The sequence below is a fragment of the Kaistella solincola genome (assembly GCF_000812875.1).
GTDB classification, from domain to species: domain Bacteria; phylum Bacteroidota; class Bacteroidia; order Flavobacteriales; family Weeksellaceae; genus Kaistella; species Kaistella solincola.
This window is the reverse complement of record NZ_JSYK01000002.1, coordinates 38,660-51,651: the sequence shown is the minus strand read 5'-3', so window position 1 is coordinate 51,651 and position 12,992 is coordinate 38,660. Positions and strand designations below refer to the sequence as shown.

Genomic DNA, 12,992 nt, shown 5'->3' with positions numbered 1-12,992 from the left:
AAGTGTGCTTTACCATTCATCGGTAGAGCAAATTATTTTGCGCCGTCGATCTGTCTCATGTATTCGAGAACTTCACGGGCATCAGTATCGGTTAAACCTTGATTTGGCATTCTTACCAAACAAAGCTCAAGTTGTTTTTGTAATTCAGGATCTACGTCGATCATTGGATCTGGGTTTGAAATAAAGTTCATAATCCATTCCGGAGTTTGTCTTTTAGTTACTCCTAACCAACCTGGACCAACTAATCTTTCGTCTGTAGGTTTGTGACAAGAAGTACATTTTACTTCTGCAATTTTTTTACCTGCTGCAGCCATCGCTGGATCAAATTTGCTAACGTCAACGTTTTCATGTTTTCCTAAACCGCGGTTTGGATCATAAGTTGCTGCATCCGCTGTTGTCGGTGCTGCACTTTCCGCTGCCGTGGTTGTTGTGGTTTCAGTAGATGCCGTTGGGATCGTATCCGTGTTCTTGTCACCCCCACAAGAGAATAAGGTGAACGCTAATGCTGCAATTGCAACTGTCTTTAGTGATTTCATTATTTTATTTTTTTGTATAGTCAAAAGTAGTAATCTTTTGTAACTTTGCATTATGACCGTAGTCATACACGCAGTATGATAATTATCGTGAAATTTGTGCTCCTGAGAAATTAAATAGATTTAAATTATATTCGAATGAAAAAGTATCTGATGATATGCGGCTTAATCGCAATTGTTTCATGTAATAAAAAAGAAGTAAATCCTAATTTGGACTCTAATGTGATGTTGGAAGAACCTGTAAATACAGTAGTAGATTCTGCAGCTGCCGGCAAGCATGAAGGTCTTGCATTAATTGAAGGCGGCGACTGCCTTACTTGCCATAAAATGGACGTAAGAGTGGTGGGACCATCTTACCAGGAAGTAGCAGATAAATATACCGAAGCGGATATTGATATGCTTGCAGGCAAAATCATTGAAGGTGGAAAAGGAAACTGGGGCGAAATCCCAATGACACCTCACGCCGGAATGAGCCAGGAAAACGCGAAAAAAATGGTTGCTTATATCTTGACATTAAAAAAATAAATATATTTTTCACGCTTAATTAAGGCATTTTATAGCAATATAAAATGCCTTTTTCGTTGTCAGTATCGCAATTATGTCAATTTGTCATAGTTTTTTTGTTGGTATAAAATTGGAGAAAACCTGCCTGAACAAATAATGGTAATAATTAAAAATAAATGATATGAGTAAAATAATCGGAATTGACTTAGGTACAACCAACTCATGCGTTGCGGTAATGGAAGGTAAAGATCCTGTTGTTATCCCAAACGCAGAGGGTAAAAGAACCACACCATCGATCGTAGCTTTTACAGAAGATGGCGAAAGAAAAGTAGGTGATCCTGCAAAAAGACAGGCGGTAACCAACCCAACAAAAACAATCTATTCAATCAAAAGATTTATCGGTACACATTTTAAAGATGACGCCACTGAAATTGGTAGAGTAGCATATAAAGTAGTAAAAGGTCCTAACGATACTGTAAAAGTAAAAGTTGACGACCGTGAATATACACCACAGGAAATTTCTGCAATGATTCTTCAGAAAATGAAGAAAACAGCGGAAGATTATCTGGGTCAGGAAGTAACTAGAGCAGTAATTACTGTTCCGGCTTACTTTAATGATGCGCAAAGACAGGCTACAAAAGAAGCTGGTGAAATTGCTGGTTTAACTGTAGAAAGAATTATCAACGAGCCAACCGCTGCAGCATTGGCTTACGGTTTAGATAAAAGCCACAAAGACCAGAAAATCGCGGTTTACGATTTAGGTGGCGGTACTTTCGATGTTTCTATCCTTGATTTAGGTGACGGCGTTTTCGAAGTATTGTCCACAAACGGTGATACGCACTTAGGAGGTGATGATTTTGATGATGTGATCATCAACTGGTTGGCAAATGAGTTCCAAACCGAAGAAGGTGTAGACTTGAAAGCGGATCCAATTGCGCTTCAAAGATTAAAAGAAGCTGCTGAAAAAGCAAAAATCGAGTTGTCTTCTTCTACCCAGACAGAAATCAACCTTCCTTATATTACAGCTACAGCTACCGGACCAAAACACCTGGTGAAAACTTTAACCAAATCGAAATTCGAACAGTTAGCTGCTGATTTGGTACAACGCTCCATGGAACCTTGTAAAAAAGCACTTTCTGATGCCGGACTTACAACCGCAGACATCGATGAAGTAATTTTAGTTGGTGGTTCTACCAGAATTCCAATTATTCAGGAGCAGGTAGAAAAGTTCTTCGGTAAAACACCTTCAAAAGGCGTAAACCCGGATGAGGTAGTAGCTTTAGGTGCTGCAATCCAGGGTGGAGTGTTAACCGGTGATGTAAAAGATGTCTTATTATTAGATGTTACACCACTTTCTTTAGGTATTGAAACAATGGGTTCTGTATTTACCAAACTTATTGAAGCAAATACCACGATTCCAACCAAAAAATCAGAGGTTTTCTCTACCGCGAGCGACAATCAGCCAGCAGTTTCCATCAGAGTTGGACAAGGCGAAAGACCGATGTTTAATGACAACAAAGAAATCGGTAGATTTGATTTAACAGATATTCCACCTTCACCACGTGGTGTTCCTCAGATTGAAGTAACCTTCGATATCGATGCAAACGGTATTCTTAGCGTTTCCGCAAAAGATAAAGGAACCGGAAAAGAGCAGTCTATTAAAATTCAGGCAAGCTCCGGACTTTCAGAAGAAGAAATCCAAAAAATGAAGCGTGAAGCGGAAGAAAATGCTTCTGCCGATGCGAAGAAAAAAGAAGAAGTTGAAATCTTCAACAAAGCTGACGGATTGATTTTCCAGACAGAAAAGCAATTGAAAGAGTTTGGTGATAAACTTTCTGCTGATAAAAAAGCTGCTGTAGAAGCTGCTCACGCAGAATTGAAAACTGCTTTCGAAGCGAAAGATATGGACAGCATTAAATCCAAAACTGAAGCATTAGACGCTGCATGGATGGCTGCTTCCGAAGAAATGTATGCTGCCGGAAATGCAGGGCAACCAGGTGCCGACCAAGCGCAGGGAAATCCGCAAAGCAATGACGGAGCCGATGACGTTCAGGATGCAGACTTCGAAGAAGTCAAGTAAGTAGCAATTATCATCGATTAACATCGATTGAAATAAATTACCAAATCGCTGTAAACGTAATGTTTACAGCGATTTTTTTGTTTTTAACATTTTTTTATAATAGTCGATATTAGTCGATTTTTGTTGTATTTTTGTATCGGACTTGTACCGAGCGTTATTTAGATTTAATGTGCGTCTTATGCGTCTTAATTCATTTAAAAACTTAAAAAACGGAAGATGTTCAGGATGTTATTTCAGAATGGGATTTAGTAAATTAAAAATACCAAGGGTTTGTGAACAGTGTTCAAAACCCTTCGAAGCAAAGACAGTTACAACTCGTTTTTGCTCTGTTTCTTGTGCTAATAAATCAGGAAAAGAGCGTAAAAAGAAGGAAAAAGAACAAGTAGAAAAAGAAACACTATTAAAAAAGTATGCGAATAAAATTGCAGAAGTGCAATCCCGGGAATTTATTTCAGTGGCAGAAGCAACTATCATGTTTGGAATTTCTAAAGACACAGTGCATAGATATATTAAACGAGGCATCATAAACGGGGTCAATGTAGGAGCAAGATTAACTAGAGTTAAGCGATCCGATTTGGAAGATTTGTTTTCAGCTGTAGAAATCCCAGATAAGTCCAAAGAAGTCCCTGAAAAACCAAACTTTGAAGTAGGGAATTGCTACACGATTTCTGAGATAAGTGCAAAATTCCATGCTGATCCTGGAACGGTAAATAGTGTAATTAGAAGAAACAAAATCCCCACTAAAAAGGTGGGAAGTTTTGTGTATGCACCTAAAAATTTAATTGATAAAATTTTTGACGGAAAATGAAAGAATTATTAAAAACCAAAGTTACAGTTAGGTTGCGAAAAGCAGAGTTCCGAAAAGAATGGTTCATTTATTTGGAAAGTTACCCAGTGATGATTCCAGGTAAAAATGATCCTCAAAGAATTCGGGAATATTTGAACCGAAGCGTAACAACTGTCGATTTTGACAAGAAAAGACCGGCACGGACAACACAAAATTCAGTTTCGTTTAAACCCAAAAGAGATGATAATGGAATTATCGTTTGTAAAAGTGAAAACGACCGCGAGACCATGTTTTACGCAGATTCATTTCGAAAATTGAGACAGAGAGAATACGATAACCTTGAACTTTATAACGAGCTTGATATAATTCAGCAGGGGCAAAAAGAAAAATCTCAGGAGAATTTTGTAAGATATTTTGATTTGCTTGTCAATAAAAGACATAAAAACAATTCCGAATCTATTCAAGTCAATTGGTATCGCTCGATAGAATTTCTAAAAGATTTCGGAGGTGAAAAAATTATGTTTTCACAGATTAGCACAAAATTCTGTGAAAATTTCAAATCGTATTTGTTGACTGCAAAAAGTGGTAGCAATAAAGAAGCGATAATTTCTCAAAATACAGCTTCCACCTATTTTTCTGTTTTCAAAGCCGCATTGAAAGAAGCATTTATCGATGGATATTTTACAACTGATATTTCGGCTAAAATTAAATCAATTCCGCATGAAGAAGCGAGAAGAGAATATTTAACGTTAGCAGAGCTCAATACTTTAGTTGAAACACCATGCGAACTTGATGTTCTAAAACGTGCAGCGCTATTTTCTGCATTGACAGGTTTGCGACATTCCGATATTCAAAAATTAACTTGGAATGAAATCAAGATTGAAAACGATCAGGCACGAATAAACTTCACGCAAAAAAAGACCAAAGGTGTTGAATATATGCCAATGTCTAAACAAGCTTTACAACTTTGCGGTGACGTAGGTTCTTCGAATGAATTGGTGTTTAAAGATTTAACAAACCCAGCTTGGATTTCTCGTCCACTTAAAAAATGGATTGCAAGCGCAGGAATTACTAAAAAAATAACTTTCCACAATTTCCGACATACATTCGCTACATTACAACTTTCAAGTGGAACTGATATTTATACGGTAAGTAAAATGCTTGGGCATACGAACGTAAAAACTACGCAGGTTTATGCAAAGGTTGTTGATGAAAAGAAAAATGAAGCATCAAAAGCAATTCATTTAAAAAACTTACAAAAATGAACTTGAAATATTTTGAATATATTGTTATTTACCTTTCGGTCCTGGTGGTATGTGTAGTCGTGGGAGCGTTAGCAAGAATCTCTTTTATTGGTAAAGGTGGTGATGAGTATACCGCAAATATTGTATTTTGGTCAATTACAGCATTAAGTATTTTATTTTATGCGATTATCATTTTGTTTCTTGATGTCATAATTGTTGGATTTAGAAAAATATTTCGCAAAAAGAATAATTCCACAAATTCTACTGTAGATCTTATTCAAACTAAAAATCATGAGAATATTACAATTGGGCAAAAAAAAATAATTGATGACAATACAGCAAATCAGTTAATTCAAGATTCAAAGGAAGATATTAAGGATCAAACTTCGGAAAAGGTAAATCTTGAATCTATAAGAAAAAACCAACTTCAGCAAAAGCAACAGATTGAAAGTGAAAAATTACAACTCGCTTTAGATTATACTCGAAATCAATTTGCTTTATACTTAAAGGATGAAGATCTTGATGCACTTTGCGACGCGGTAAATTTATATTCAATAAAAGAAGATATTCTTAATAATATTTCTATTTACACCAAGGGCTTAACAAATCTGGACCTTTATCACTTCGGCTGGAATATCTGGAATCATTTCAGACCCATAAAACAGGAGGAGGTTTCAAAATTATTAAAAAATGTTTTCGTTTCGCTTGATGATATTGATTTAGAAAGTATCAAATCCCATTTGAAAGATGAACCTAAAAAAGGCATTATAAAAATTCAAGAAAACCTGGCAGACTACCAAAAGACATAAAAAATCACAAAACGAAGTGTATTTTAAGTGATTCCTCTGTGATTGCGTGTTTACGGCCATCACAGAGGAATCACTTTTTTTCTTTGCACCATAACAATCAAAAACAACAGTTATGGAGAGTAATGAAATCTCATTCGAAAATCTGCCAAAAGCAGTGGCGCATCTGGTCAGCGAAATTGCTATAATAAAACTTTTGGTAGAAGTAAAGCAGCCACAGCAAGTTCCTCAAAAAAGAATCCCAATAGACATTGTAGAAGCGTGCCGAATAATCGGAAAAGCGAAACCTACAGTTTACACGCTTGTGCGGAAAAGATTAATTCCCTGCTATAAAAATGGGAAGAAACTTTATTTTTTCGAGGACGAACTATTGGAATGGATTTCCAAAGGAAGGAAGAAAACTTTGCAGGAAATCGAATCTGAAGCAACTGCAGATTTCAAAAAGAATTTTAGAAAAACTTCAGCAGAATTTAATCTAAAATCTAAATCATGAGCACAGAAGTCCCTTATTTAAGAGTAGGAACTTCCTACTACAAAACCATTGAAAAGCCGCTGATTTCTGGTGATAAAGTCTCAATTCTCGTTCGCTGGAATCGAGAAACAATCATAAGCGACCACGGAAAAACATACGTTTCAAGCGTACCGAAATTTGATGGCTTTTGCTGTATTCCAAGCCATTTACATTATCAACAAGTCATTGAAGGATTCTACAACGTGTACAATGAAATGCCTTTTCAACCAAATGGTGAAAAAGTAGATCTTCAATCCATTAAAGAAAAAATTCCTTTTTCCCTGGATTTTATGCAGCATATTTTCGGTGAACAAATAGAATTAGGATTGGACTATTTAAAAATTTTACTTCTATATCCTACACAAATTCTCCCGATACTTTGTTTGGTCAGCAAAGAAAGAGTGACCGGAAAAACAACATTTATAAAATGGCTCAAATGTATTTTCGGATTGAATATGACGTACATCAAAGGAGATTCATTTGGAAGTCAGTTTAACGCAGATTGGACATCAATGCTAATTGTGGCAATTGATGAAGTCTTCTTTGATAAAAAAGAGATTACTGAACGTTTAAAATATCTTTCCACCACAGATAAAGATAAAAAAGAAGCGAAAGGAAAAGACCGGGAGGAAGTCGATTTTTTTGCGAAGTTTATTCTATGTTCCAACAATGAAGATAATTTTATTCAGATTGATGAAAACGAAGTTCGGTTCTGGATTCTAAAAATCAAACCAATCAAATCTGAAAGAACTGAATTTCTACGCGATCTTAATGCTGAAATACCTTACTTTTTAAACTACTTGATTCAAAGACCATTTCACAGCCAGAAGAAAACACGAATGTGGTTTACTCACACGGAACTCCGCACAACTGCTTTGCAGAAATTAGTTTGGAAAAATAATAACAAACTAGAATCCCGGATCATTGAATTACTGTTTGAATTTTTTGAAAGTGTAGAAGACCCGGAAATAAATGCTGTCCCGCAAGATATTTTGAATATGCTCAATAAAATGTTCAAAAACAGTTACTGGACCATCAATGATGTTCGAAAATTATTAAAGGAAATCTGGAAACTAGAGCCGCAAAAAAATTCTTTGGCTTACATCAAATACGACATGGATTATGGCGGAAGTTTTTATCAACAAAATAAACTGGGACGCTATTTTACCATAAAAAGAAATTTTATATCTCAAAAATTTGATGAAATGATGAGTTAGTTGATAATGAAAAGAAAGTCAATTAGTTACTACTCATCAAAAGCCTCATCAAATTTCTATATCGTCTTTTTTGATGAGAGTTTGATGAGTGAAAAAATACAGGTTTGATGAGACGATGAGCGTTTGATGAGTGATTAACTTTCTGTTAAACAAATAGATACAACCTTTCCTCATCAATTCATCAAATTTTTCCCCAAACTCAACCCCTAAACTTTACAGCAATGAACTGCACACAATTTAATAAAATATCGGTGGATGAAGTCCTGCAATTTCTTGGGCATTTTCCCACAAAACAAAATGAAAAAGAAGCGTGGTTTCTAAATCCTTTTTCCAAAGAAAACAATGCCTCTTTTAAAATTAATAAAAACCTCAATTATTGGTATTTATTTTCCGAAGGAATTGGTGGGAACAATATCGATTTCATGAAGAAATATTTAAACGCTCCAATTTCTGAAGTTTTGAAGTGGGCAGAAAATCAGAATTTCTCTTCTTTTCAAAATCAAAAAATTTTCTCTAAAAAGAAATTTGAGAATCTTCCCAAAACTTATGAAATAGTAGAGGTGAAAGAAATTCAACATCCTGCATTATTACAATATTTAAAAAGTAGAAAAGTAGAAAATCAAAAACACTTGATTCAGGAAATTCATTATCAAATGAATGATAAAAAATATTTTGGAATCTGTTTTAAAAATGATTCCGATGGATATGAAATCCGGAACGCTTATACCAAAATTTGTTTGGGTAAAAAAGATATTACCACCATAAAAAATAACTCAAAATCGCTTCTGATTTTAGAAGGTTTTTTAGATTTTCTCTCCTTTAAAAATATTGAAGAATCGTTAGAAAATGAACCTTCAGATTATATGATTTTGAATTCAGTTTCAATGATAAATAAGATTAAAAATTCACTTGAAAATTATGAAAAAATAGACCTCTATTTTGACAATGACGAAGCCGGAAATCGCGCCGTTGAAATCATAAAAAATGAAAATGATGAAGCGGAAGATTGTCGGGTTTTGTATTCCGATTTTAAAGATTTGAATGATTGGTTGACTCATAATAACACACAAAATGATCATCGTAAATCTTTAAAAAGAAGGTGATATAAGCAGGAAAAAAACTACGACAGACCTGCGTAAAAAGGTGGCAGTCAAAATATGGTTAGATGGTAGTGCAAAAAGTACCCAATGTTTACAATAAGCGTCACCGCTCATCGTAAAATTGGAACTTTTTGGTTTTCTCCTACCGTCGAAAACTATGATAGGGAACTTTCATTTAAGAAAATCAAAGTAGAGAATCTCATAAAAACACAGACAACTATAACACGGAAAAATAAAACACAATTGCTTCCAAAAAGAAAAAACGCAAGATGGAAAATGACCCGTTAAAACAATTCGCTGAACAAATTTTCAAAGACCTGGAAAAGAAAAAAGCGATCGCAAACAGAAAAAAATACTTTCAGGAAATTGGCAGAAAAGGAGGTTTGAAAAAGAAGACTTCCGGACAGTTCACAAAAGTGGTATCCACCAGACTGACCGAGAAGGAATACGAAGAAGCCTCACAAAAAGCTGCCCGGCTCAACCTGACACTTTCAAAATATTCAAGATATGTGATCACCGAAAAAGAATTAAGAATAAAAGAATTTGAGACGGACAAGATCCTGCTCGAATATGGAAATCATTTTATAAGAATAAAGAACCTATTACGCCACCGGGAATTCTCAAAGCTGGATCATACCTCACAAATCCTAAAGTCTGTGGAAAAGGTGACTCAACTTATTTACAAATACCTATACAGCAAAAAGAATCTCACGACTGAAGAAAATTTCCACGACGATGAATAACAGCGCCACCACCAGACGAATATCGAAAATAGCCGTCGAATATAATGGAAACGACAAAGGAATGGCACAGATGGTTTACAGCAACAATTTGCTGAGCGAGGATCCTAAAAAACAGTTCAGGGAAATGAAAGCGATCGCCGACAGAAATAAGAATGTGAAAAACTGGGCATTGACCGGTTACATTTCTCCTGAAAAATCCATCGGAGATCAACTGACCAATCAACAGTTAACCGATATCACGCTGAGAGCATTGAAGAAAGTGGGAGTAACTGATGAAAATCAAATCCGGCTGGACATTCATTCTTCCACGAAGCAAAAGCATATTCACTTCATCGTCAACAGGGTAAATACCGAGGGTAAGAATACCATCAAAGCACACAAGATCGGCGAGCAGTTTGGAAAAGCGGTGCGTGAGGTTTGCAGGGAACTTAATCTCAAAACCGACATTGAAATCAGCAGGGAGAAAAAACAGCAGATGTATGCCGCATTGACTAGCTGCCTGAAAACAGCCAGGACCTTCGATGAACTGATCGGTAAAATGCATCAACTCGGTTATCGGGTGACGCTCTCGCAGAATGTCAAAGTAGGAATTTCAGGGATGCGGATAGTGCGGTATGAGGACATCAACCACCAAACCGAACGGCAGTATAAACCCGGATTCAAACTGTCTGAGATTGCGAATAAACTCAGGATTGCGGACATCAAAACCATTCTGGATTCCAATCAGCAGAGAAGTGAGCTGAACAGACACACGTCCGGCCAGCTCAAAGAAATCGCACAAACAGAAAACTTAAAAATCAATGTTTTGAAGGAAATCCAGAAAACCATCGATGAGTTTCTGAAACCCACCTACACCGCACCTGATGATGAATTATTAAGAAGAAAAAAACGAAAATTTAGATAAAATGGAAAACGAAAACACGGCCTTCAGTGAGATATATGCGCTGCTGAAAAAAGTCATCACAGAATTAGAACTGAATTCAGAACAATCGGCCACCTCAAGCGGTCAAATTGAAGATCTCAATAGACGGCTTACGGAAACAGAATTTGCCTTGCAGGCTGTAGAAGAGATATTCCACGAAACCGGCGGTTTCATAAATAAAGAAGCCGAGAAAAGGGAAGCGTTTCTGGTCCGGCTTTCTGAACTCAATAAAGTCGATCTGTCTGAAGAGGCGGTGCAAACCCTCAATGGCTTTCAGAAGAAATACCGATTTTTACTTGTAGGAATCGGAGTTCTGGTATTTTCATTCCTGATTCTGTTAACATCCTTTTATTTTTCCCGTCAATTTTATTCTGCAAGCATCCGTTCGAAAAGCGAACTGCGACAGGAAATTCTAGACGAAATACACAACAACGGGAAAGCAATTTACAAAATTGAGGACTACAACCAACTTCAGCACAACACCGAGCTGATGAACAAATGGATGAAGAAAAATCCAAAGGAGGCGGATAAGTTTCTGAGGTTTAAAGATGGGTATGAGAGTAGGTGAATGTAAAATTCAATTTGTCCAGTTTATTTAAGAGGGTAGTTCACCATTCGTTTATCCGGCGAAAAATACTAGTATAAAAACTTTATCCAACCGAGATAAATCATTCAGCTGAGGTTTGATTACAAAGTGAGTTCATGTTGAAATTTTTCAAGTAGCGGGAGTATGTCTCTGGCGTAATCTGAAGGTATGAAGCGATGACTTTTTTGCTTAGCCGCGTGACAAGGCCTGGATTTTCTTTATGGAAAATTTTTATCTTTTGTCTAGGGTTGCATTGGGTTAGGAACTCCATTCGGTGAATGTGGAAATTTTGATAATCCTCAAGAATTTTTAGATAGATGTTTTGAATTTTCGGCGACACTAAGACCAGCTTGCGGAAGTCATGCTCCGTAATTCCCAAAAGCTGCGCTTCCTCCAAAGCCTGAAAATAAGCAGGTGAGGACAGATGATCATTGAAACTGGCCAGAACTGTACAAAACTGTCCCTCCGGTACCACCACCCGTGTAAACTCGCTACCGTTTGGGTTTAAATGGTAGGTGCGAATCAGCCCGTTTACCACAAAGTAGATCCGGTTGCAAGGCTGACCCGCATGCAAGAACACCTCGTTTTTTTTTACACTATGCAAGGTAAAACAGCGCTTTATCTCCGCGACGTCCTGCGTTGATAACGGGCCAATTTTTTGTGCGCAGGAGATCAGGAAATCGAAGGGTTCTTGCATAAGGAAATGTTTAACACTAAGATAAAAAAAATTTAGAGACTTGATTTCAATCAAGTTTTTTTCTTTGTACACATTCTAACTTTAGTAAAAAAATTTTAAAAGGTTACATTATGAAACATCTTCTCTACGCACTGTTCATCTGCTTTACTGCAATGGCTTGCACAGACCGAATCTCAAACGATGGCTATAACCCACAGCTCCCACCCGAGACGCAGACTGGGGCAAATACCTTTGGGGCAATTATCGATGGAAAGGTGATGATCCCCAGAACACCAACAGGTTACTCACCACCAGGTTCACAAAAAGCTGGAGTCTGCTTTACTGAAGATAAAGAATATTGTGAAATTTCGGTGGGAGACAGTAAAACACAAACTGCATATATCTACATATATATTAAAAATACAAATAACATGTTACCACTCAAGACGGGTATGTACCCCATTATGGAGAGTAATGGTGAATTAAGTTCGTCTGTTGCAGAACACACTCTGGTAACAGCGTTTATTTATAAAAATAATAAGACAATCTATTATCACTCAATTGGGAACAGTGGAAGCATAAACATTACCAGATCCGACGCGGATATTATTTCTGGAACGTTTTCCTGTAAACTTAAGAATGAAGCAAACCCGGCGGATGTTATTGATTTGACTAGTGCTCGATTTGATTTCACAAAACAAACAATTTATAACACGTACTTTCCCTAATTATGAAACACCTATTACTCGCACTGCTCATAGGCTTAAGCGCAATGGCGTGCACGGACAGAAGCAAAGAAGATTACAACCCGCAGCTGCCGCCGGAAACGCAAACCGGCGCATGGACTTTTGGCTGCAAAATAAACGGACAAATTATGATCCCACAGGATGCCACACAACAAGGGCCGCCAGGAGGAGAGACACTAAAAGGATTGGTATTTTCTTATGATAAAGGAAGAAATATAGAAGCAAAAGATGCTCGATATGGGAGAGGCGGTGTTATTATAAAAATACCCATCTCATTTATGAGTCAATTAGGTACATTTAGTTTTGAGGAAGTGAATGGGGGTTATTCCACAGCAAACGAAGAAAGATTGTATATGGCAGCTGAAAAGAATGGTCGCTTTTACGATTCGATGAAAGATAGTGGTAAAATTACATTTACTAGAAATGACAGTAAGATTATTTCTGGGACATTTTATGGTAAACTTAAAAATAAGGATAATCCCAATGACATTATTGAGATTACAGAAGGTAGATTTGATTTAACTAAATAAAATAACT

15 protein-coding genes are annotated in these 12,992 nt (G+C 36.6%); 13 read left to right on the top strand and 2 right to left on the bottom strand.

The genetic code is table 11. From position 1 onward, the window contains the following. Nucleotides 1-32 precede the first annotated feature (32 nt). Nucleotides 33-536: a c-type cytochrome gene (locus OA84_RS01115; RefSeq protein WP_039342588.1), complete on the bottom strand. Its 504-nt coding sequence runs from the start codon at nt 534-536 to the stop codon at nt 33-35. Nucleotides 537-671: 135 nt separating this feature from the next. Between OA84_RS01115 and OA84_RS01110 the strand changes: the two genes are divergently transcribed. The 11 genes from OA84_RS01110 (at nt 672) to OA84_RS11115 (ending at nt 11,015) form a co-directional block, all read left to right on the top strand. Further along, entirely contained in the window at nt 672-1,058 is a 387-nt protein-coding gene (locus OA84_RS01110; RefSeq protein ID WP_039341158.1) for a c-type cytochrome, read from the top strand. 160 nt (nt 1,059-1,218) lie between these two features. After that, complete coding sequence (dnaK, locus tag OA84_RS01105; RefSeq protein ID WP_039341155.1) at nt 1,219-3,117, top strand: molecular chaperone DnaK; 1,899 nt, start codon at nt 1,219-1,221, stop codon at nt 3,115-3,117. A gap of 178 nt (nt 3,118-3,295) precedes the next feature. Further along, a complete protein-coding gene (locus OA84_RS01100) occupies nt 3,296-3,925 on the top strand; it encodes a helix-turn-helix domain-containing protein (RefSeq protein ID WP_233701807.1) in 630 nt (209 codons plus the stop codon). Next, nucleotides 3,922-5,169 carry a site-specific integrase gene (locus OA84_RS01095; RefSeq protein ID WP_039341150.1) on the top strand — a complete coding sequence of 416 codons (1,248 nt, stop codon included), beginning with the start codon at nt 3,922-3,924 and terminating at the stop codon, nt 5,167-5,169. The genes OA84_RS01100 and OA84_RS01095 overlap by 4 nt, the downstream gene beginning before the upstream one ends. Next, nucleotides 5,166-5,957 carry a hypothetical protein gene (locus OA84_RS01090; RefSeq protein ID WP_039341146.1) on the top strand — a complete coding sequence of 264 codons (792 nt, stop codon included), beginning with the start codon at nt 5,166-5,168 and terminating at the stop codon, nt 5,955-5,957. The genes OA84_RS01095 and OA84_RS01090 overlap by 4 nt, the downstream gene beginning before the upstream one ends. 112 nt (nt 5,958-6,069) lie before the next feature. Next, nucleotides 6,070-6,447: a helix-turn-helix domain-containing protein gene (locus OA84_RS01085; protein ID WP_052252056.1), complete on the top strand. Its 378-nt coding sequence runs from the start codon at nt 6,070-6,072 to the stop codon at nt 6,445-6,447. After that, on the top strand, nt 6,444-7,682 hold the full coding sequence (locus OA84_RS01080; RefSeq protein WP_039341143.1) for a primase-helicase family protein: 1,239 nt from the start codon (nt 6,444-6,446) through the stop codon (nt 7,680-7,682). The genes OA84_RS01085 and OA84_RS01080 overlap by 4 nt, the downstream gene beginning before the upstream one ends. 221 nt (nt 7,683-7,903) lie before the next feature. Then, a complete protein-coding gene (locus tag OA84_RS01075; RefSeq protein WP_052252055.1) occupies nt 7,904-8,785 on the top strand; it encodes a toprim domain-containing protein in 882 nt (293 codons plus the stop codon). A gap of 266 nt (nt 8,786-9,051) precedes the next feature. Continuing rightward, nucleotides 9,052-9,525, top strand: coding sequence for a plasmid mobilization protein (locus OA84_RS01070; RefSeq protein ID WP_039341140.1), 474 nt, complete (start codon nt 9,052-9,054; stop codon nt 9,523-9,525). Beyond that, nucleotides 9,518-10,429 (top strand): relaxase/mobilization nuclease domain-containing protein, encoded by a 912-nt coding sequence (locus OA84_RS01065; protein ID WP_039341135.1) that lies wholly within the window; start codon nt 9,518-9,520, stop codon nt 10,427-10,429. The genes OA84_RS01070 and OA84_RS01065 overlap by 8 nt, the downstream gene beginning before the upstream one ends. Nucleotide 10,430: 1 nt before the next feature. Then, nucleotides 10,431-11,015, top strand: a complete 585-nt coding sequence (locus OA84_RS11115; RefSeq protein ID WP_052252054.1) for a hypothetical protein — start codon at nt 10,431-10,433, stop codon at nt 11,013-11,015. Nucleotides 11,016-11,115: 100 nt separating this feature from the next. On the opposite strand, the gene OA84_RS01055 is transcribed toward OA84_RS11115, so the two are convergent. After that, entirely contained in the window at nt 11,116-11,730 is a 615-nt protein-coding gene (locus OA84_RS01055) for a Crp/Fnr family transcriptional regulator (protein WP_156965016.1), read from the bottom strand. A 110-nt stretch (nt 11,731-11,840) separates the two neighbouring features. On the opposite strand from OA84_RS01055, the gene OA84_RS01050 reads away from it, so the two are divergent. Further along, nucleotides 11,841-12,437, top strand: a complete 597-nt coding sequence (locus OA84_RS01050; RefSeq protein ID WP_039341131.1) for a hypothetical protein — start codon at nt 11,841-11,843, stop codon at nt 12,435-12,437. A gap of 2 nt (nt 12,438-12,439) precedes the next feature. Further along, a complete protein-coding gene (locus tag OA84_RS01045; RefSeq protein ID WP_039341128.1) occupies nt 12,440-12,985 on the top strand; it encodes a hypothetical protein in 546 nt (181 codons plus the stop codon). Nucleotides 12,986-12,992: the final 7 nt, after the last annotated feature.

What these genes read in the sequence shown, in the direction of transcription:
- OA84_RS01115 (WP_039342588.1), bottom strand. Translation starts at nt 536, where the DNA reads ATGAAATCACTAAAGACAGTTGCAATTGCAGCATTAGCGTTCACCTTA.
- OA84_RS01110 (WP_039341158.1), top strand. Translation starts at nt 672, where the DNA reads ATGAAAAAGTATCTGATGATATGCGGCTTAATCGCAATTGTTTCATGT.
- dnaK (WP_039341155.1), top strand. Translation starts at nt 1,219, where the DNA reads ATGAGTAAAATAATCGGAATTGACTTAGGTACAACCAACTCATGCGTT.
- OA84_RS01100 (WP_233701807.1), top strand. Translation starts at nt 3,296, where the DNA reads ATGCGTCTTAATTCATTTAAAAACTTAAAAAACGGAAGATGTTCAGGA.
- OA84_RS01095 (WP_039341150.1), top strand. Translation starts at nt 3,922, where the DNA reads ATGAAAGAATTATTAAAAACCAAAGTTACAGTTAGGTTGCGAAAAGCA.
- OA84_RS01090 (WP_039341146.1), top strand. Translation starts at nt 5,166, where the DNA reads ATGAACTTGAAATATTTTGAATATATTGTTATTTACCTTTCGGTCCTG.
- OA84_RS01085 (WP_052252056.1), top strand. Translation starts at nt 6,070, where the DNA reads ATGGAGAGTAATGAAATCTCATTCGAAAATCTGCCAAAAGCAGTGGCG.
- OA84_RS01080 (WP_039341143.1), top strand. Translation starts at nt 6,444, where the DNA reads ATGAGCACAGAAGTCCCTTATTTAAGAGTAGGAACTTCCTACTACAAA.
- OA84_RS01075 (WP_052252055.1), top strand. Translation starts at nt 7,904, where the DNA reads ATGAACTGCACACAATTTAATAAAATATCGGTGGATGAAGTCCTGCAA.
- OA84_RS01070 (WP_039341140.1), top strand. Translation starts at nt 9,052, where the DNA reads ATGGAAAATGACCCGTTAAAACAATTCGCTGAACAAATTTTCAAAGAC.
- OA84_RS01065 (WP_039341135.1), top strand. Translation starts at nt 9,518, where the DNA reads ATGAATAACAGCGCCACCACCAGACGAATATCGAAAATAGCCGTCGAA.
- OA84_RS11115 (WP_052252054.1), top strand. Translation starts at nt 10,431, where the DNA reads ATGGAAAACGAAAACACGGCCTTCAGTGAGATATATGCGCTGCTGAAA.
- OA84_RS01055 (WP_156965016.1), bottom strand. Translation starts at nt 11,730, where the DNA reads ATGCAAGAACCCTTCGATTTCCTGATCTCCTGCGCACAAAAAATTGGC.
- OA84_RS01050 (WP_039341131.1), top strand. Translation starts at nt 11,841, where the DNA reads ATGAAACATCTTCTCTACGCACTGTTCATCTGCTTTACTGCAATGGCT.
- OA84_RS01045 (WP_039341128.1), top strand. Translation starts at nt 12,440, where the DNA reads ATGAAACACCTATTACTCGCACTGCTCATAGGCTTAAGCGCAATGGCG.